This window comes from Pseudomonas bubulae (assembly GCF_037023725.1).
Classification (GTDB): Bacteria; Pseudomonadota; Gammaproteobacteria; order Pseudomonadales; family Pseudomonadaceae; genus Aquipseudomonas; species Aquipseudomonas bubulae.
The window spans coordinates 3,043,573-3,061,720 of the sequence record NZ_CP146077.1 but is presented as its reverse complement, the minus strand read 5'-3'; the positions used below and the strand labels follow the sequence as shown (position 1 = coordinate 3,061,720).

Sequence of the window (18,148 nt, the reverse complement as noted above, 5' to 3'; positions counted from 1 at the left end):
ACGATTATGGGCGAAAGACGACGATAGACAAAACCCTTTCAGCCCCGTGAACGGCTATGCTCGCACAATGACCCTCTTCCCCGACTTGCTCAACCTGCCCCATCAATTGCGCCACCCCGAGGTGCGCGATCTGGCGTGGGTGATCCTCGCACCACCGATGCTGACCCACACCCCCTGGCCCCAACGCCATCCATTGGCAGGCAGCGACTGGGTCCAGGCGCCGGAGCAACTGGAGCACTGGCTGCGCGAGCTGGACCGCAACTGCCAACCACTCCTGCACTGGCTCGAACTGGCCACCACCCGACGCCTGGGGCGCTATTACGAGCGCTTGTGGCAGTTTGCAGTGCAGCATGCCCCGGGCGTCGAGCTGATTGCCGCGAACCTGCCGATCCGCCTGGGCGGGCATACCCTGGGTGAGCTCGATTTAGTGCTGCGAGACCGCGACGGCGTGCATCATCTGGAACTGGCGATCAAACTCTACCTCGGCCCCCAGGACGGTGATGGCGCAGACCCTGCGCAATGGCTAGGCCCCGGCAGCAATGACCGCCTGGACCGCAAGCTCAAGCATTTCTGCCAGCACCAGCTACCCATGTCCAGCCGCCCGGAAAGCCGTGAAGTGCTGGCCGGGCTGGATGTGCAGGCGTTCAGCGCTCATTTGTGGCTTGGCGGCTACCTGCTGTATCCGTGGCCAGGGCAGGCCCGACCACCAGCCGGTGCCAACCCGCAACACCTGCGCGGGCGCTGGTTGCATCAGCGCGACTGGACGGCGTTTATCCGCCAGAGCGCCACCGGTTGCTGGCAACCCCTGCCCCGGCATGCCTGGCTGGCTCCGGCGCGCTATGCTCCTGAGGGGATATGGGCGGCACAACAGCTGGATATCTGGCTGGCAGAACTGCACCCGCAAGCACCGGCGCAGCTGCTGGTTCGCCTGACTGAAAACGATGAGGGCGACTGGGAAGAGGCTGAACGCCTGTTTCTGGTTTCCGATCTTTGGCCTAATGTGCCGGGAAGCCCTGAAAACTGACACATCTCAAGTGCAAGATTGCTCAGGCCACTTAGAGTAAAGGAACTCCGTCAACAAGAACGGGGACTTTAGACCTGAACCGTGAGGAACCACCATGACCTGGAAAAGCACCGCCCATCACTACAGCCGGATGTCCATCGCCCTGCACTGGCTGATGGTGCTGCTGTTTATATTGATCTACGCCTCGATCGAGTTTCGCGGGATCTTCCCCAAGGACAGCGACGGGCGCAACCTGATGAAGGATGCGCACTTCATGCTCGGGTTGACGGTGTTTGCACTGGTCTGGCTAAGGCTGCTGGCCCGAACCCTGGGCGTTGCGCCGAAAATCACCCCGACACCACCCGCCTGGCAGACCGCTCTGGCCACTTTGATGCACTGGGCGTTGTACCTGTTCATGATCGCCATGCCGGTGCTGGGTTACCTGGTGCTGAGCTACAACGACAAGCCGGTGTACTTTTATGGTTTCGATATCCTGCCCCTGACCGCCAAGGACCCGGACTTCGCCAAGCAGATCAAGAGCTGGCATGAACTGGGCGGTACCATCGGTTACTGGCTGATCGGCCTGCATGCCGTGGCCGGTCTGGGGCATCACTATCTGATCAAGGACAACACTTTGCTGCGCATGTTGCCCGGGCGTTCTTAAAGCCCCAGGTCAAACCCCCGGCGGCCTTGCAGGCCGCCGGTGTGAACAAACACCACACGCATTCCCCGTGTAATGACCCCCTTTTCAACCGCCTGGGCCAGTGCCATCAAAGCCTTGGCCGTGTAAAGCGGCTCCAGTGGCATGCCACTGGCCACTTCATTGGCCCGCATAAACGCCAGCAAGGCGTCGTCCACCTTGGCAAAACCGCCACGACTGGCATCGACCAGCTCAAAATTTCGCTCCTGCAACCCGCCAGCCTGCAAAATGGCCTCAACCTGCGGGGCCACGCCGTGGTCCTCGGGAACCGCCAGCGCGCCATATACCCGACGCCTACCCTCCTCGCCCAGCACCAGCCCGGCCAGGGTGGTGCCGGTCCCCGCGGCCAGCCACCAAGCGTCGTAATCTTGCCAACCTATAGTCGCCAATTGCTCGCGCACCCTGCTTACCAACGGCATGCAACCCAGGGCCCCCGCCAGCCCGCCGCCACCCTCGGGCACCTGATGCAGGTTCGGGTACAGGGCCTGCCACGGTTGCCAAAAGTCCGGCTCATGCCGCGCCCGATACCCGGCAAATCCCAGCCAGTGCAGTTGCATGCCAAAGCGCTCAAGGTCGAGCGTGGTGGGGGTTTGTTGAGGGTGACCGCGCAACAGCCCCACGGTGGCAAAGCCAAAACGCTTGCCGGCAGCTGCCAGGGCATGCAAATGATTGGAATGGGCGCCGCCCAGGCTGATCAGCCCGTCAGCCCCTGCTGCCCGTGCCCTGCGTAAATGGTCAGTGAGCTTGAACCACTTGTTGCCGCTGATCAGCGGGTCGATAAGGTCCAGCCGCAATACAGCTGCTTCGATCCCGGCCTGCTGCAGCCACTCTACGTTTAAAGGCTGCAAAGGTGCATGAGGGTACCAGTCGATCAGAGACAGCATTAAGGGTCGATTTCCTCTAAAAACAGGGATTTTACTTCATTGCCCCGTATTCAACATGCTTTTTGATACAGGCCGCTTACATATCAAGCCTGGCTAACTTTACCTACAACTTACGACTACAACATTAAAATGCCTACTAAATCACAAGAAAAAAACTCTATTTCCCAAGACCAAGCTCATGCAATCTGAGGGAGCTGGCAGACTACGCCGGTATCTTTCCCTACAAACAACTATGAAAAGACCGAAAGATATGAACATCAACTCCTGAATTCATAGAATAAGCGCAACGCTTGAAACGAGAGGCAGAGAGCCAGCCACCGGTAGAATCCAGGCTCTCACACCGAAGGATTCAAGCGCAGATGACTACGCATTACCGGCAGCTGACTCAGGGACAACGTTACCAGATTGAGGCTGGCTTGAGCGCCGCAGAGAGCCAGGCGAGCATTGCAAAGCGGGTCGGCGTGCATCCCTCGACGATCAGTCGCGAGGTTCGCCGCAACAGCACCCAGAATATCTACAAGGCTGTTTCTGCGGCCCATGAAAGTGATGCTCGTCGAGCGGGTGCGCGCAAGTTTTGCAAGCCGGCGACATGGCTCAGCCATCATCTCCCGGTGTGGCTCAAGCATGGCATGAGTCCGGAGCAGATCGCCCAGCGGTTGAAGCAGGAGCAGCCAAGCCGGGCGGTCAGCCATGAGTGGATTTATCGGTTCATTGCCGCCGAACAGCGCGCCGGTGGTGAGCTTTATACCTATCTGCGACATCGCCGAAAGCGCTACCGGAAACGCTATGGAAGCCACGATCGGCGCGGGCAGCTGCGTAATCGCGTGTCAATCAGTGAACGCCCAGCCGAGGTCGAAAGCCGCGAGCGCCTGGGGGACTGGGAGGGCGATACGGTACATGGACTGGGCGGTAACCTGGTGACCCTGGTTGATCGCAAAAGCGGCTATCTGAGCGCCTATCCGGTCAAGCGCAGAACGCGCCGGCAGGTAACGCGGGCGATCAATCTGATGCTTCAGGGCCATGCCGCTCACACGCTGACGCTGGATAACGGAAGGGAGTTTGCCGGGCATGAACGCATCGCGCTACGGAGCCAGTGCCAGGTCTTTTTTGCAGACCCCTATTCATCCTGGCAACGTGGCACCAATGAAAACACCAACGGTCTGCTCCGCCAGTATTTCCCCAAGGGCAGCGACTTCAGCAAGCTGACCGTCGAAGCCGTCAATCGGACAGTAGCGAGGATCAATCTACGCCCGCGCAAGCGCTTGGGCTGGAAGACGCCGTACGAAGTGCATACAGGGGTGAGCGTTGCACTTATGTGTTGAATTCAGGACTGTATTAGCGCAATGTTACTTGGCAGCCTATGTTCCTTGAGTGCATTCACCCCTGCTCTAGCGCAGGAGCAAACACTGTGGTGGAGAAGTCACGAATCAAAGCCCGGATTCGTCGAAGCCCTGGCAGAATTCAACCTTTCACCACAATTATTGAACAGCGATCCCGACAAGGCCCTCACAGACAGCAATGATCCTCTGACACCCCTCTACTGGATCCGCAAAACACTAGAGCAATATACTGGCGACACCTCAGGAAATTACAAAGTACCTGTAACCGAAGGTCATACTAATGGACGAAACAGGACAAGCATGCATGGCAGGCATGGTTTTTTTACTACCCCTGTATTTTTGAGCACCTCACAGTCTGTAGAAATCACAAGAACCCCATCCGACAGCAATATAACTTGCAGTGCCTGGACCATCCCAGACTTCAATGTGCCTTCAAGTTTACATGATGAGCTCAGGCTCCCTGCTGCCCCGACCGAGTACACGGTCACTTACACAGCCTCCAGAAATGGGACTCTGCTGCTTTCGTGCCAAGACCCGACACGCGACATGCAGAACGCCGGAAAAATGATTCCCCTACACGTCAACAAGGGCAATGCACAACATGTACCGATGTTTATTTTTGGCATAACAACAAAAGAAGAATGGAAAACAACCCTCAGCCAACAGCCCAATCCATCAGGAGAGGTGCTGTTATTCGACGGGCGGACCCGCTTCTACATGCCAGCTAAAGTCGCTAACCGCAACAAGAACATTGACATTATGCGGTTAATGCGCGAGCACCTGCTCATGACACTGGTAAACGACCGGCTCAATGGATTTGACAGTCAGTCGATAGCGGCCCCGCTCGACTTGCCCACGCCAGGCTTGATCAATGCTTCTTATGCTGCATGTTGCAGTGCATCAGGTGGCCAGGGACTCATCAAGATCAACTTTGGCGGAGCTGCCGTTCCCACCTCATGGGGTTACTGGCATGAATACGGCCACATGAATCAGGTCGGATGGACGTGGGGGGGCTCTCGGAAGTTACGGTCAACCTTTACTCAGTCGCCGCTTGCCGTCGCCTTCAAGGGTCGTATGAATTGAAGGACTGTCATCCGGGCGCTGCCTACTCGGACAAAACCTGGGATCGGGAATCCGTGGGCAACTATTTAAAATCAGGCAAGGCTTATAACTTTGACGGCGCAATTGAAGGAGGAGACTTTAATCGCTCGGTCATGTTCAACCAATTGGCGGCCTCCTATGAGAACCTTTACCCCCAACTTGGAAAAGCTTTTCGTAAAGAGTTCAACTATGCAGACAACGCGACTGCTTTCAATACCAACGCCAAGAAAAAAGATTGGTTCGTTGTCAATGCCAGTCGTTTTTCCGGCCGTGACCTAAGAAGCTTTTTCGACAAATGGGGGGTGGCTTACTCAGCCGAAGCCAGCAAGACCATCGCAAACATGGAACTGGCACAACCTTTACAACCTGTAGGAGCTGACACCCGCAATAACTGGGCTATCGCGGCAAACAGTGCAAGTTCAACACATGGCCAGATGCAGGATGGTAGTGCAAAAAATATTGCATACGTCGCATACAACATCAATGAAGGCCCTGTGGACTTGACATGGGCAGACTCCAACTACACGAAACTGATCGTGCCTGCCTGGGATCAATCAAATAAAATCAGTTACCTCACTTTCCGGGGCACACGCAGCAACGGGGGCTGTGCAAAACGCTCTTTAAACTCCGCGACTGGCTGTGCTCAACCGGGTTACAGCTATTGGAACATCGAATACCACCCTCAAGACAATCCTGGGCTTAAAGGCAACCTAAGAGGCCGTATTCAACTCGCTGCAAGGGATTGGAAGTTACCTGCCTGGGGTGCCCAACTGGATATCCCGTTTACAGTGGCTGATACATTTCAATAAATGTATTAACAGTCTGCGGGCACGTGTATCCCCGCCAGCTTAAGCGTGGCTTGGCTGTAGTCCTTTTCGCTCGAAGGGAGGAGAGGACTACACGCTTTCTTGGTCGGAGTCCAAAGCCACTCAGCAGGCCCACTGCCCGTCGGCTTTCATCCACATTTCGGCCAATAAACTGACTCAAGCACAGGCTTCTTGGTAAGGTGTGCGCCGAATTTCGTAGCCAGCTAACGACCTGCTGGCTGCTGCTATCTGTTTTCTGACGCGAGACACCCCGGATATGCCTGAGCCGATCCCTCTTAAAGATCACGATTCCGAAAAACGGCTGGTCAATAAAAGACTGATCGCCTGTGCGGCGCTGGTGCTGGCTATCAGCTGCGCCCTGATCGGTCGCATGTATTTTCTGCAAGTCACCGAGTTCGACTACAACTCCACGGTCTCCGAGAACAACCGGGTGCACGTGTTGCCCATCCCCCCGGAGCGCGGTTTTATCTATGACCGCAACGGCGTGCTGCTGGCCGATAACCAGCCCAGCTTCAATATGACCATCACCCGCGAGCGGGCTGGCGATACCGCCAAGGTGCTGGATTCAGTGATCAGCATCCTGCACTTGCCCGAAGAAGATCGCGCCGTATTTGCCAAGGCGATGAAACAGGCGCGCCACCCGTTTGACCCTTCAACCCTGCTGTACGAGCTGACGGAAGATCAGATCGCCCTGCTGGCCGTCAACCAGTTCCGCCTGCCGGGTATCGATGTCGAGGCGCAATTTGTACGCCACTATCCGCAGGGCGATCACTTTGCCCACTCAGTCGGTTATGTCGGGCGCATCAACGAGAAAGAAGCCAAGCAGCTGAATGCCACTCAATACCGTGGCACCCAATCGATCGGTAAAACCGGCATCGAACGCTTCTATGAGAACGAACTGCACGGCCAGGTCGGTTTTGAAGAAGTCGAAACCAATGCACAGGGCCGGGTCATGCGCGTGCTGCGCCACACCGATGCGGTGGCGGGCAAGAACATCGTGCTGAGCCTGGATATCAAATTGCAGGAAGCCGCCGAGGATGCCCTGGGCGACCGCCGTGGCTCGATCATTGCCCTGGACCCGAAAACCGGCGAGGTGCTGGCGATGGTCAGCAAACCGAGTTTCGACCCCAACCTGTTCGTGACCGGTATCAGCTCCAGGGACTACTCGGGCTTGCGCGATTCCATCGACAAACCGCTGTTCAACCGGGCCCTGCGCGGGCTGTATGCACCGGGATCGACCATCAAGCCCGAAGTGGCGATTGCAGGGCTGGACAGCGGCGTAATTTCCGCCTCGACCCGGGTGTTTGACCCCGGCTATTTCCAGTTGCCCAATGTCGACCACAAATACCGCAACTGGAACCACAGTGGTGACGGCTGGGTGGATTTGAACGCGGCGATCATGCGCTCCAACGACACCTACTTTTACGACCTGGCATCCAAGCTGGGCATTGACCGCATGCACGATTACATGGCCGAATTCGGGCTGGGGCAAAAAGTCTCGCTGGACATGTTTGAAGAGTCATCTGGCCTGATGCCGTCCCGCGAGTGGAAGCGCAGCACCCGCCGTCAAGCATGGTTCCCTGGCGAAACAGTGATCCTGGGCATCGGCCAGGGTTATATGCAGGTTACCCCGCTGCAGCTGGCCCAGGCCACCGCGCTGATTGCCAACAAGGGCGTATGGAACCGTCCGCACCTGGCCAGGACCGTGGACGGTATGCCGCCGGTGGATGAACACCCGATCCCCAATCTGGTGCTGCGTGATCCGCGGGACTGGGATCAGGTCAATCACGCCATGCAGTTGGTGATGCACGACCCGCGCGGTATTGCCCGGGCAGCAGCCCAGGGCGTGCAATACCGGATTGCCGGCAAAAGCGGTACGGCGCAGGTGGTGGCAATCAAGCAGGGCGAGCGTTACAACCGCCTCAAGACCGCCGAGCGCAATCGGGACAACGCCCTGTTTGTTGGCTTTGCCCCGGCGGAAGATCCGCAGATCGTGATTTCGGTGATGATCGAGAACGGCGAAGCCGGTGGCCGGGTGGCCGGCCCGGTGGTGCGCAAGGTGATGGATGCCTGGTTGCTGGACAACCAGGGCCTGCTCAAGCCGCAGTACGCCAGCCCGCAGGTCAAGGGCCATGCCACGCCGCATGTGTGAAAGCCGCACCCTCGCCCTCAGGGTGAGGGTGGCCATGGCGATTTGACTCAAGCTCCCGAGTCACCCACTCTTGCACCCCATATGCATGCCTGTTTCTGGATATTGGATGACCCAGCCCCGCCGTTACCTCGTAATCAGCCTTGTGTCAGCACTTGTTGCCGGCGGCCTCTGGTATTCGATGCGCCCTGATCCTGCCGCCCCTACTCCTTCGGTAAACCAGCGCTACTCCATCGCACTGGATATGGCCCATAACGGCAAACCCGGTGCCGCCCGCGTGCTTTACCAGCAACTGGCTCGCACCGACTTGACCGATACCCGCCGCGCAGGCCTGCATGCCGAACTGCCCAACTACCCGAGCCCGCAAGCGCTCAAGCTGGCCGACGCCGATTTGCATAATCCTTCACCCCTGGTACGCAAAGCTGCGATCCAGAGCATAGTCGGGCTGGTGCCCAACGCCCAGCGCACGCTATTGCTGGGACCATTGCTCGATGACAGTGAACAGAGTGTGCGTTTTGCGGCTGCCAATGCCCTGCTTGGTCTGTCGCCAGATGAACAGGGGCTGTACTTCGGCCCCTTGCAGCAAGTGGTCGACGAGTTCGAACGCGACCTCAAGACCCGCCCCGATGATCCGCAGGCTCAAGGCCAACTTGCCCGGCTGTACCTGCATGAAGGCCAGCTGGACGACGCCCAGGCTGCACTGGAACAAGTCACCCGCCTGGACCCCGACAACCTCAAGGCCGTCGTCGCGCAAATCGAACTGCTGGACAAGCGCGGTAAAGCCGACCAGGCCCGGCAATTGCTGGCCAGACAACTTCAAGCCCATCCTGACTCAGCCTATCTGCAGCATGCCCTGGGCATCTGGCTGCTCAATCACGGCCAGACCGAGTACGCCCTGCTTGGCCTGGCCAGGGCCGTTGAGCTGGAGCCCGACAACAGTGATTACCGTTACAAACTGGCCACAGCCCTGCACGACCTCGACCAACTGGAAGCCGCGCAACGTCAGCTCGAAGAGCTGCTGCAACGCCAGCCTGCCAATCGCAAGGCACGCGTGTTGTTGATTCGCTACTGGAAGGAGGCCGGGCAATTGCAGAATGTGCAGGTGCTGCTCGCGCAACTGGAGCAGCAAAACCCGGATGACCCGGCGTTGCAGCAGGGCTTGTGAAGCACTGAACCTGCAGTGGCGGGCTTGCTCGCAATGCAGGCAAGCCGGCCTGTCTGAGGGGCGCGGGTGATGCCATCGCGAGCAAGCCCGCTCCCACAGGTTTCGGCATGAATCAGATGCTCAGGCCAGCAGCTTCTGGATCTGCGCCTGCAAGGTGTCGAGGTCGAACGGCTTGGCCAGGATCGGCGCCGTCAGGGTAATGGGGCTGCCCGTGTCGCGGATCTCGGCCGGGTAACCGCTGATAAAAATGACTTTCAGGTCCGGGCGCAGCTTGAGCGCAGGCTCGGCGATCTGTACCCCGGAAATCCCCCCCGGCAAACGGAAGTCGGTAACCATAAGGTCCAGATGCGGCTTGCTCGCCAGGATCTCGAACGCCTGTTCGCCGTTTTCGGCCTGCAAGACCCTGTAGCCCTCGCCCGACAGATAGGCGCTCAGGACCATCAGGATTGAAGGATCGTCTTCGACAATCAAAACAACATCTTGCGCATCTTCACTCATAGGAAACCTTAATTCATGCCATCGCTGCCAGTATGACCCCAGGCGCGGTCATAGGTTGCGCCCAATTTATGTCTTTTGTACCAACGGCAGGCAAACCCTGAATAATGCCCCCTCACCCAATGTACTCTGCACGCTGATGGTGCCGCTGTGCGCAGCCACAATCTGCTCCGAGATAAACAGCCCCAGGCCTAGACCTGCAGTGACATGGCTGGCTGAAACCCGTTCGAATTGCTGAAAAACCCGCTGCTGGTTTGCTTCGCTGATGCCGATGCCCTGATCGCGCACATCGACCACGGCTTGATCGTCGTCAATGTAAACAGATACCTCAATGGGCTTTTTCGCACCATAACGTAGGGCATTAGTCAGCAGGTTGCTGATTACCTGCTCGATCCGGAACTCATCCCACTGCCCCACCACCGGCTGCACCGCCGTGAAGTTGACACTTGATTGCGCTGCGCTGATCTGTGCGGAGAAGCTCTCCAGCAACTGTGCAACGACCTGGGCCAGATCAACCGGCGCAGGGCGGATAGACAGCTTGCCGGTGCGAATACGCGACACATCGAGCATGTCTTCAATCAAGCGAATCAGGCTCTGGATCTGGCGTTCGTCACGCTCGACCATGGCCTGCATTTTGTCCAGGGTAAATGCCGCGGCGTTGTCGCGGGCCAGGTGCATCTTGCGCAGCTGGGTCTCGAGAATCAGCCCGTTGAGCGGCGTTCGCACCTCATGGGAGACGATCGACATAAAGTCATCACGCATTCGCACAGCATGCTCCAGCTCCACCTGGGTCAACTGGAGCTGCGCCAGCAGGGTCTCCTGCTCGCGGCGGCTCTGCTCCAGCGCTTCGACCTGCTGCTTCATGGCCTTGCTCTGACGATACAGCTCAACGAACACGCTGACCTTGCTTTTGACCGCATGGATATCCAGCGGCTTGTGCAAAAAGTCCACCGCACCGCTTTCGTAGCCCTTGAAGGCATAGTTCATCTCACGGCCGGCGGCACTGACAAACACGATGGGGATGTTTTTGGTCTTGGCCGTACCACGCATCATCTCGGCCAGTTCAAAACCGTTCATCCCGGGCATCTGCACATCCAGAATGGCCATTGCGAACTCGTGCTGCAACAGCAGCGACAACGCCTCGTCGGCAGACAGGGCCTTGTAGACGAGGCGATCCTCACGCTTAATCAGCGCTTCAAGGGCCAGCAGGTTTTCCGGCAGATCATCGACGATCAGCAGTTTGGCTTGAATATCATTTAGCAGCATTGGATATGTTCCAGCTCGACAAGCAGACGGCCAATGCCGCGCAAGGGAAGGATGCAGTCCGGTTGAAAAAGCTCCAGGGCTGCGCGGGGCATGGTCGATACATGGGCTTCGTCCGGGTCCTGGATAATGGTCAGGCCGCCCGCCTGCTTGACCTGGCTCAGCCCCAGCGCACCATCGCGATTGGCACCTGTCAGCAATATCGCGGCCAGGCGTTGTTGATACACGTCGGCCGCAGACTCAAAAAGGTAATCAATCGCAGGTCGCGAAAAATGCACCCTCTCCTCCTGGCTCAGGGAAAAACTCTGATCCTGCTCCACCGAGACATGGTAGCCGGGCGCGGCAAAATACAAGGTACCCGGCTCGATCGGCTGCTTGTCCTGAACCTCCCGCACCGGCAGGGCCACGCGCTTGGCAAACACTTCTGCCAGCTGGCTGCGGCGCTCGTCGGGCAAGTGCAACACCACGATGATCGGCAGACAATAGCCAGGTCGCAAATCGCCCAGCAGGGCCAGCAAGGCTTCGACCCCGCCCGCCGAGGCACCGATCACCACGGCTTCTACTGGTCTGTGTGCAGCCATCAGGCTGTGCCGGGCTGTCATAGCTTGCGGTAGATCCGTTCTTGCTTGAGCACCGGGGTGAACTGTTTGCTGTAGTTCGAAAAATCCAGGGTTTCCTTGCTGCCCAGCATCAGAAAGCCACGGTGGCAGAGCGATTCATGAAACAGACCAAAGGCTCTGTTTTGTAAATCTTTATTGAAGTAAATCAATACGTTACGGCATGAAATTAAATTGGTTTCTGAAAACACGCTGTCCGTTGCCAGACTGTGGTCGGCAAAGGTCACGTTCTCACGCAACGTCTTGTCAAAAATCGCGTAGTCGTAGGCGGCGGTGTAGTAATCAGCAAACGAACGCTGACCACCGGCCTTCTGGTAGTTGTGGGTATAGGCGCGAATGTTCTCCAGGGAAAAAATCCCCTGCTTGGCTTTTTCCAGAGACCGCGGGTTGATATCAGTGGCGTAAATGATAGTGCGATCCAGCAAGCCTTCTTCGCGCAACAGGATGGCCATGGAGTAAACCTCCTCACCGGTGCTGCACCCCGCAATCCAGATTTTCAGCGACGGGTAGGTCTTGAGGATGGGCACCACCTCCTGGCGAATGGCCAGGAAGTGTTCCGGATCGCGAAACATCTCGCTCACTGGAATGGTCAGGAACTGCAATAACTGCATAAAGGCCGTAGGGTCATGCAGGATGCGCTCCTGCAAGGCCGAAATGGTCTGGCAATCGAACTGACGCAATGCATGATTGACCCGGCGCTTGATCGAAGCGCCGGAGTAATCGCGAAAGTCGTAACTGTATTTGAGATAGATCGCTTCAATCAGCAACCGTAACTCGATATCGGTGTTTCGTTGCACTTAGAGTCGTTCCATTTTCGGTAGCCAGACCCGGATCAACGAAAACAGTCGATCCAGATCGATAGGTTTGGCCAGGTAATCATTGGCGCCTGCCTGCAGGCAACGCTCCTGATCGTCCTTCATCGCCTTGGCCGTCACCGCAATGATTGGCAGCTTGCGCCAGCGCGGGTTCTTGCGAATTTCGACGGTGGCCTCGTAGCCATCCATTTCCGGCATCATCACGTCCATCAACACCAGGTCGATGTCTTCAACTTCATCCAGGCGTTCGATGGCTTCGCGGCCATTACGGCCGATCACCACAATGGCGCCTTTTTGTTCCAGTGCGCTGGTCAGGGCAAAGATATTGCGGACATCGTCATCCACCAACAGAATCTTGCGCCCTTCGAACACCTTGTCGCGGCTGCGCGCGGTCTTGAGCATCGTTTGCCGCTCATGGGACAACTGAGATTCAACTTTGTGCAGAAATAATGTCACTTCATCGAGCAAGCGCTCCGGTGAGCGGGCGCCCTTGATGATGATCGAGCGCGAATACTTGCGCAGTTCAGCCTCTTCATCGCGGGTCAGGTTACGCCCCGTATAAACAATAACCGGCGGGAACGAGCAGATTTCCTCGGTGGACATGCGCTTGAGCAAGTCGTTGCCGAGCATGTCCGGCAGTTTGAGGTCGATGATCATGCAGTCGTAGATCGTGTCGCGCAGCAGGTCCAGTGCCTCCTGGGCAAAACCTACGGCGGTGATTTCAATGTCATCGTCGCCGATCAGGCGGGCAATGCTGTCACGCTGCAGGTCGTCGTCCTCTACCAGCAGCACGCGCTTGACCTTCTGGGTCAGCTTGGCTTCCAGGCGGGCGAAGACGTTTTTCAGCTCTTCACGGGTGGTCGGCTTGACCGCGTAGCCCACCGCGCCCATATGCATCGCGGCCTCGACCCGATCCTCGACGGAAATCACATGCACCGGTATATGCCGGGTCGGCGCAAGGGCCTTGAGGCGCTGCAACACGGTGAGCCCCGAGTGGTCCGGCAGGCGCATGTCCAGCAGGATGGCATCGGGAATAAACTGTGCGGCCAGGCTGAAACCTTCGTCGGCACCGTGGGCGACCAGGCAACGATAGCCAAGTTCATGTGCAAGATCGAAGAGGATATGCGCAAAGTTGGGCTCATCTTCAATCACCAGGATGCAACGCGTGGCAAACGGCGCCTGCTCGCGATCATCCATAAAGCGCGCAATCTCTACCGGTGGCACAACGACGGGTAACGGCTGAGACCTGAGGGCCGCGGGTGCTGGCCGTGGCGCGGCAGTGGCGGACAGTTGCGCCAACTCCTCGGCCGACTCCACATATTGCTCCGGCAGCACCAAGGTAAAGGTGCTGCCCTGCCCCGGCTCGCTGCTGACCGTGATCGAACCACCGAGCAAGGTCGCCAGGTCGCGGGAAATCGACAGGCCCAGGCCAGTTCCGCCGTAGCGGCGGTTGCTGGTGCCATCAGCCTGGCGGAAGGCTTCGAAAATGCTTTCCTGCTGATCCGCGGCGATGCCTATGCCCGAATCGGTCACAGCAAAGGCCACTCCTTCTCCCGGCTCACGGGACACGACCAGGCTGACCTGGCCTTTCTCGGTGAATTTGACCGCATTGGACAGCAGGTTTTTCAGGATTTGCTCCAGACGCTGACTGTCGGTGTAGATCATCGGCGGCGTGCCGGGTTGAACTTGCACGTCAAAGCCCAGGAATTTTTCACCTGCCAGTGGCTGAAACATCCCGCGCAAGCCTTCAACCACACGCCCGACGCTGGTGTTCTCGGGGCGCACTTCAAGCTTGCCGGCTTCGACCTTGGAAATATCCAGAATGTCGTTGATCAGGTTGAGCAGGTCATTGCCCGCCGAGTAAATCGACTCGGCAAACTTCACCTGCTCTGCGCTAAGGTTTTGCTGCGGGTTCTCGGACAGCAGCTTGGCCAGAATCAGCGAGCTGTTCAACGGCGTGCGCAGCTCGTGGGACATGTTGGCGAGGAACTCCGACTTGTACTTGCTGGAGCGCTGCAACTCATCCGCGCGGTCTTCAAGCTGGATCTGGACCCGATTCAGCTCGGTGTTCTTGCGATCCATCGCGTCACGCTGGCCAGCCAGCTCTTCGTTGGTCTGCTCAAGTTCGGCCTGCTGGGTTTCGAGGCTGGTTTGCGACTCTTTGAGGATGCGCGACTGCTCTTCGAGTTCTTCGTTGGCGGTTTTCAATTCTTCCTGCTGGACTTGCAGCTCCTCGTTGAGCTGCTGGGTTTCGGCCAGCACTTCCTGCAGGCGCTGACGATAGCGGGCAGCTTCGATCGAGGTGCCGATATTGTCGGCAATCAGTTCGAACAGCTCGATATCGCGCGCGCTCAGCGGGCGCAGAAACCCCAGCTCAATCACCCCGTTGACCCGGTCATCATCACTGGTCGGTACCACCAGCACACTGTGCGGGCTGCCCTGGCCCAGCCCGGAGGTTACTTTGAGGCTGTAGTCGGCAGGCACATTGTCCAGACGAATCAGCTTGTCCTGCTGCGCGGCCTGCCCGACGATGCCTTCGTCGTTGTGAATCAGCTGGTCCTGTACCTCTTGCTCACGGGAAAAACCGTAGCTGGCCACACGCTTCAGGCCGCCATGATCTTCACGCACGTAAACCGCCGCCACCACCGACCCCAGATACTGGGCGCAGAATTGCAGGATATTGCGCCCCAGCATATTCAGGGTCAGACGCCCCAGCACCTGTTCGGCCAGTTCAGTCTGACCGTTGCGTAACCACGCCTGCTGCTCCAGGCGCTGCGCAGTCTTGATCTGCGACTCGAAGACATTGTTGTAACTATTTGAAAGCTCTATTAAATCTCGACGCCCTACATAGGCCAGAAAGCCGCTCAAGCCCAGTACAAAACACAGGTACAGGGCGATACAGATAATCGTGGTACGGCTGACGTCTTCACTGCGCGCCATGCGCAGTTGCTGCTCCATTTGAATAAAATCGTCATATTCCTTACGGATTTCATCACTCAGGCGCTTGCCGCGTCCGGCCTGCACTGCCGAACGGTAGTCACCGTCCTGGCGGCGCAGGTCGACCATCGACTGTGCGTAGACATTCCACTCATCCTGCAACGCTTCAAGACGCTTGAGGCGGTCAATCTGCTGGGGGTTATCGCTGACCAGCTCCTGCAAACCTTTTAATTGCACATTGATTTGCGGCTTGGCGACGGCATAGGGGTCGAGGAAATGCTCATCACCGGTGATGAGAAAACCGCGCATGCCGGTTTCGAGGTCGACCGTCAGGCGCACCGCGTCATTGGCATTGCTGATGACCCGATCACTGTGCTCGACCCACCTGATCACCGACAGCAAATAGCTGACCATAACCACAAACAATGCAGCACTGAGCACACCGACGGCCAAAGGCAAACCGACGTTGCGACTCAGGAGCTTGCGAAAGCTTCGCTCGTCGATTGATGCAGGTGCGTTCATTTTCAGGCCCGTGACAGTCATAAAAAACTGGAGTTTGCCGGATTATCGAGCAATAGTTCTAATTTCTTACCTTTAAATACGTTTTTACACACATAGGGAGGCAGGTGAAGGCTATGCTTACTCGCTGTGGCAACTGCGCTTAAATTTTTATCGAGATCATGATTATGTCCGCAACACCCTCCACCATCCTTGTGGTCGAAGACGACGCCATTGTTCGCATGCTGATCGTTGATGTACTGCAAGAACTGGAGTTCAGCGTGCTTGAAGCCGATGGCAGCGAGCGCGCTCTGGAACTGCTTGAGGACACAGCCCGCAACATTGACCTGCTGATGACCGACGTTGGCCTGCCGGGAATGGACGGCCGCACACTGGCTGCCAAGGCCCGCGAACTGCGCCAGACATTGCCAGTGCTGTTTGCCAGCGGCTACGCCGAGACCCTGGAGATTGCAGAAGGCATGGCGGTGATCGGCAAGCCTTTCTCCATTGACCAACTGCGCGCAAAAGTCAAAAGCATGCTGATCAATGCATGAGAAGTCTGTGGGAGCGGGCTTGCTCGCGATCGCGTCACTGCGGTGCCCCTGAAAGACCGCGTTACCCGCATCGCAGGCAAGCCACACACATGAAAATCAAAAGCCAGGCATACCTCTGCAATTGACGGCCCCACAGGGCTGTGGTTTCCTACACATCTTGTATCAGGTGCCCTTCACAGGGTGAAACGGGAAACCGGTGCGTCAGGCTTTTGCCCTGACAAGTCCGGCGCTGCCCCCGCAACGGTAAGCGAGAGAAACATCACGTCCACTGTGCCACTGGCATGGGAAGGAGATGTTTGCAGGTTCAGCCCATGAGCCCCTCGCAAGCCCGGAGACCGGCCTGATTATTTCGAATAACAAACCCGCGGTGGGCGGGCGCTGTTAAACCCTGCGAGCTTCGTTCGCGGGGTTTTCTTGCGCTTTGCTGCCCGTCGTCCGACCCGAGGCAAGCGCCATGTCCATCAGCACCAGCCGTACCCACTCCGCTGCGAGTAGCACCACCCAAAGCCAACGTATCGTGGCCGCTGTCGGCGCTGCCGTACTGGGCGCTTTCCTCGTTTACTTCGCCGGTTTTTCGCATATCGATGCCGTGCACAACGCAGCTCATGACACCCGTCACAGCTCCGCCTTTCCGTGCCATTGAGACTGCCTGCCATGATCAAGCGTATCGCTCGAACGGCAGGCTTTACCGGCCTGCTGGCCGCCCTGCTGCTGACCCTGCTGCAAAGCTTTTGGGTTGCCCCGCTGATTCTGCAGGCCGAAACCTACGAAAAACCCGCTGCTAGCGAAGTGCACGAACATGCCGACATGGCCATGCCTGCACATGAGCATGACGCCGAGGCCTGGGAGCCGGAAGATGGCTGGCAGCGCGTGCTGTCCACCACCGGTGGCAACCTGGTGGTCGCGGTGGGTTTTGCCCTGATGCTGGCGGGCCTGTACACCCTGCGCGCACCCGCCCGCACATCCCAGGGCCTGCTCTGGGGCCTGGCCGGCTATGCCGTGTTCTGCCTGGCGCCGACCATGGGCTTGCCGCCTGAACTGCCGGGCACTGCCGCGGCGGATCTGTTGCAACGCCAGCTCTGGTGGGTCAGCACTGCAGCCTCGACGGCCGTGGCCATTGCCCTGCTGGTATTTGGCAAGCATTGGGCACTCAAAGTGCTGGGGGTGGCGATTGTGCTGGTGCCGCATCTCTTTGGCGCGCCGCAGCCGCTGGTGCATTCAAGCCTGGCACCTGAGGCACTGGAGTCGCAGTTCAAGCTTGCCGCACAACTGACCAACCTGGCTTTCTGGCTGGCACTGGGCGTGATCAGCGCCTGGCTGTTCCGGCGCAATCCTGCAGGTCAGTACTCGGCATGACAGCGACCGGCGCAGCGCCAAGCCTGGTGATTGGCCTGGGTTGTCGCCGGGGTTGCAGCGCACAAGCGCTATTGGCGTTGATCGAAGACAGCCTGAGCCAGGCCGGCATTGCACTGAGTGCGATCCGTGCCCTGGCCAGTATTGACCTCAAGCGCCACGAGCCCGGGCTGCTGCAACTGGCAACAGAGCTAAACCTCGAACTGGAACTGTTCAGCGCCGCGCAAATGGCCGAGTTTTCACCCCGGCTCAGCCATCACTCGGCTACCGCGTTCGCTCAAACCGGTTGTTTTGGCATTGCCGAAAGTGCTGCCCTGGCCCTGGCCACACAGCTGGCCGGGGCACCGGCGACTTTGTTGATCACACGTAAAAAAACCTCCATGGCCACCTTTGCGTTAGCCTGCGCCCGGTAAAACCCGCGATAATCCCCCGCCTCACTATGAGCGT

15 protein-coding genes, 1 pseudogene and 1 riboswitch are annotated in these 18,148 nt (G+C 58.0%); of the genes and pseudogenes, 10 read left to right on the top strand and 6 right to left on the bottom strand.

Features of this window, described 5'->3' with window-relative positions; all coding sequences use genetic code 11:
- Window positions 1-67 precede the first annotated feature (67 nt).
- Entirely contained in the window at window positions 68-1,024 is a 957-nt protein-coding gene (locus tag V6L81_RS14065) for a DUF1853 family protein (protein WP_095018024.1), read from the top strand.
- A gap of 94 nt (window positions 1,025-1,118) precedes the next feature.
- A complete protein-coding gene (locus V6L81_RS14060; protein WP_095000388.1) occupies window positions 1,119-1,667 on the top strand; it encodes a cytochrome b in 549 nt (182 codons plus the stop codon).
- Here the strand turns inward: V6L81_RS14060 and V6L81_RS14055 are convergent.
- The gene (locus tag V6L81_RS14055) at window positions 1,664-2,587 is read right to left on the bottom strand and encodes a 1-aminocyclopropane-1-carboxylate deaminase/D-cysteine desulfhydrase (protein ID WP_095000389.1); all 924 of its coding nucleotides are present in this window, start codon (window positions 2,585-2,587) and stop codon (window positions 1,664-1,666) included. The genes V6L81_RS14060 and V6L81_RS14055 overlap by 4 nt on opposite strands.
- A 359-nt stretch (window positions 2,588-2,946) precedes the next feature.
- Here V6L81_RS14055 and V6L81_RS14050 point away from each other — a divergent pair, with 359 nt between their 5' ends.
- From V6L81_RS14050 to V6L81_RS14030, 4 genes and pseudogenes are all read left to right on the top strand, one after another.
- Entirely contained in the window at window positions 2,947-3,909 is a 963-nt protein-coding gene (locus tag V6L81_RS14050) for an IS30-like element ISPpu17 family transposase (protein WP_004577240.1), read from the top strand.
- A 21-nt stretch (window positions 3,910-3,930) separates the two neighbouring features.
- Window positions 3,931-5,837, top strand: a pseudogene (locus V6L81_RS24210) (M60 family metallopeptidase).
- 274 nt (window positions 5,838-6,111) lie between these two features.
- Window positions 6,112-8,007, top strand: coding sequence for a penicillin-binding protein 2 (gene mrdA / locus V6L81_RS14035; RefSeq protein WP_095020025.1), 1,896 nt, complete (start codon window positions 6,112-6,114; stop codon window positions 8,005-8,007).
- A 106-nt stretch (window positions 8,008-8,113) separates the two neighbouring features.
- Window positions 8,114-9,169: a tetratricopeptide repeat protein gene (locus V6L81_RS14030; RefSeq protein ID WP_095023583.1), complete on the top strand. Its 1,056-nt coding sequence runs from the start codon at window positions 8,114-8,116 to the stop codon at window positions 9,167-9,169.
- Window positions 9,170-9,289: 120 nt separating this feature from the next.
- On the opposite strand, the gene V6L81_RS14025 is transcribed toward V6L81_RS14030, so the two are convergent.
- The 5 genes from V6L81_RS14025 to V6L81_RS14005 all read right to left on the bottom strand — a co-directional run bounded on the left by V6L81_RS14025 (window position 9,290) and on the right by V6L81_RS14005 (window position 15,818).
- Window positions 9,290-9,667 (bottom strand): response regulator, encoded by a 378-nt coding sequence (locus V6L81_RS14025; RefSeq protein WP_095000393.1) that lies wholly within the window; start codon window positions 9,665-9,667, stop codon window positions 9,290-9,292.
- 66 nt (window positions 9,668-9,733) lie between these two features.
- On the bottom strand, window positions 9,734-10,927 hold the full coding sequence (locus tag V6L81_RS14020; protein WP_095000638.1) for a hybrid sensor histidine kinase/response regulator: 1,194 nt from the start codon (window positions 10,925-10,927) through the stop codon (window positions 9,734-9,736).
- On the bottom strand, window positions 10,921-11,508 hold the full coding sequence (locus V6L81_RS14015) for a chemotaxis protein CheB (RefSeq protein WP_095000639.1): 588 nt from the start codon (window positions 11,506-11,508) through the stop codon (window positions 10,921-10,923). Before V6L81_RS14015 ends, V6L81_RS14020 begins: the two co-directional genes overlap by 7 nt.
- A 17-nt stretch (window positions 11,509-11,525) precedes the next feature.
- Entirely contained in the window at window positions 11,526-12,341 is an 816-nt protein-coding gene (locus V6L81_RS14010; protein ID WP_095000394.1) for a protein-glutamate O-methyltransferase CheR, read from the bottom strand.
- Window positions 12,342-15,818, bottom strand: coding sequence for a response regulator (locus tag V6L81_RS14005; protein ID WP_095018158.1), 3,477 nt, complete (start codon window positions 15,816-15,818; stop codon window positions 12,342-12,344).
- Window positions 15,819-15,982: 164 nt separating this feature from the next.
- Here V6L81_RS14005 and V6L81_RS14000 point away from each other — a divergent pair, with 164 nt between their 5' ends.
- The 4 genes from V6L81_RS14000 to V6L81_RS13985 all read left to right on the top strand — a co-directional run bounded on the left by V6L81_RS14000 (window position 15,983) and on the right by V6L81_RS13985 (window position 18,114).
- The gene (locus tag V6L81_RS14000) at window positions 15,983-16,348 is read left to right on the top strand and encodes a response regulator (protein ID WP_095024740.1); all 366 of its coding nucleotides are present in this window, start codon (window positions 15,983-15,985) and stop codon (window positions 16,346-16,348) included.
- Between the two features lie 147 nt (window positions 16,349-16,495).
- Window positions 16,496-16,707: riboswitch (cobalamin riboswitch) on the top strand.
- 95 nt (window positions 16,708-16,802) lie between these two features.
- On the top strand, window positions 16,803-16,991 hold the full coding sequence (locus V6L81_RS13995; protein ID WP_095000396.1) for a CbtB-domain containing protein: 189 nt from the start codon (window positions 16,803-16,805) through the stop codon (window positions 16,989-16,991).
- Window positions 16,992-17,002: 11 nt separating this feature from the next.
- Window positions 17,003-17,704 (top strand): CbtA family protein, encoded by a 702-nt coding sequence (locus V6L81_RS13990; RefSeq protein WP_095023581.1) that lies wholly within the window; start codon window positions 17,003-17,005, stop codon window positions 17,702-17,704.
- On the top strand, window positions 17,701-18,114 hold the full coding sequence (locus V6L81_RS13985; RefSeq protein WP_095000398.1) for a cobalamin biosynthesis protein: 414 nt from the start codon (window positions 17,701-17,703) through the stop codon (window positions 18,112-18,114). Before V6L81_RS13990 ends, V6L81_RS13985 begins: the two co-directional genes overlap by 4 nt.
- Window positions 18,115-18,148: the final 34 nt, after the last annotated feature.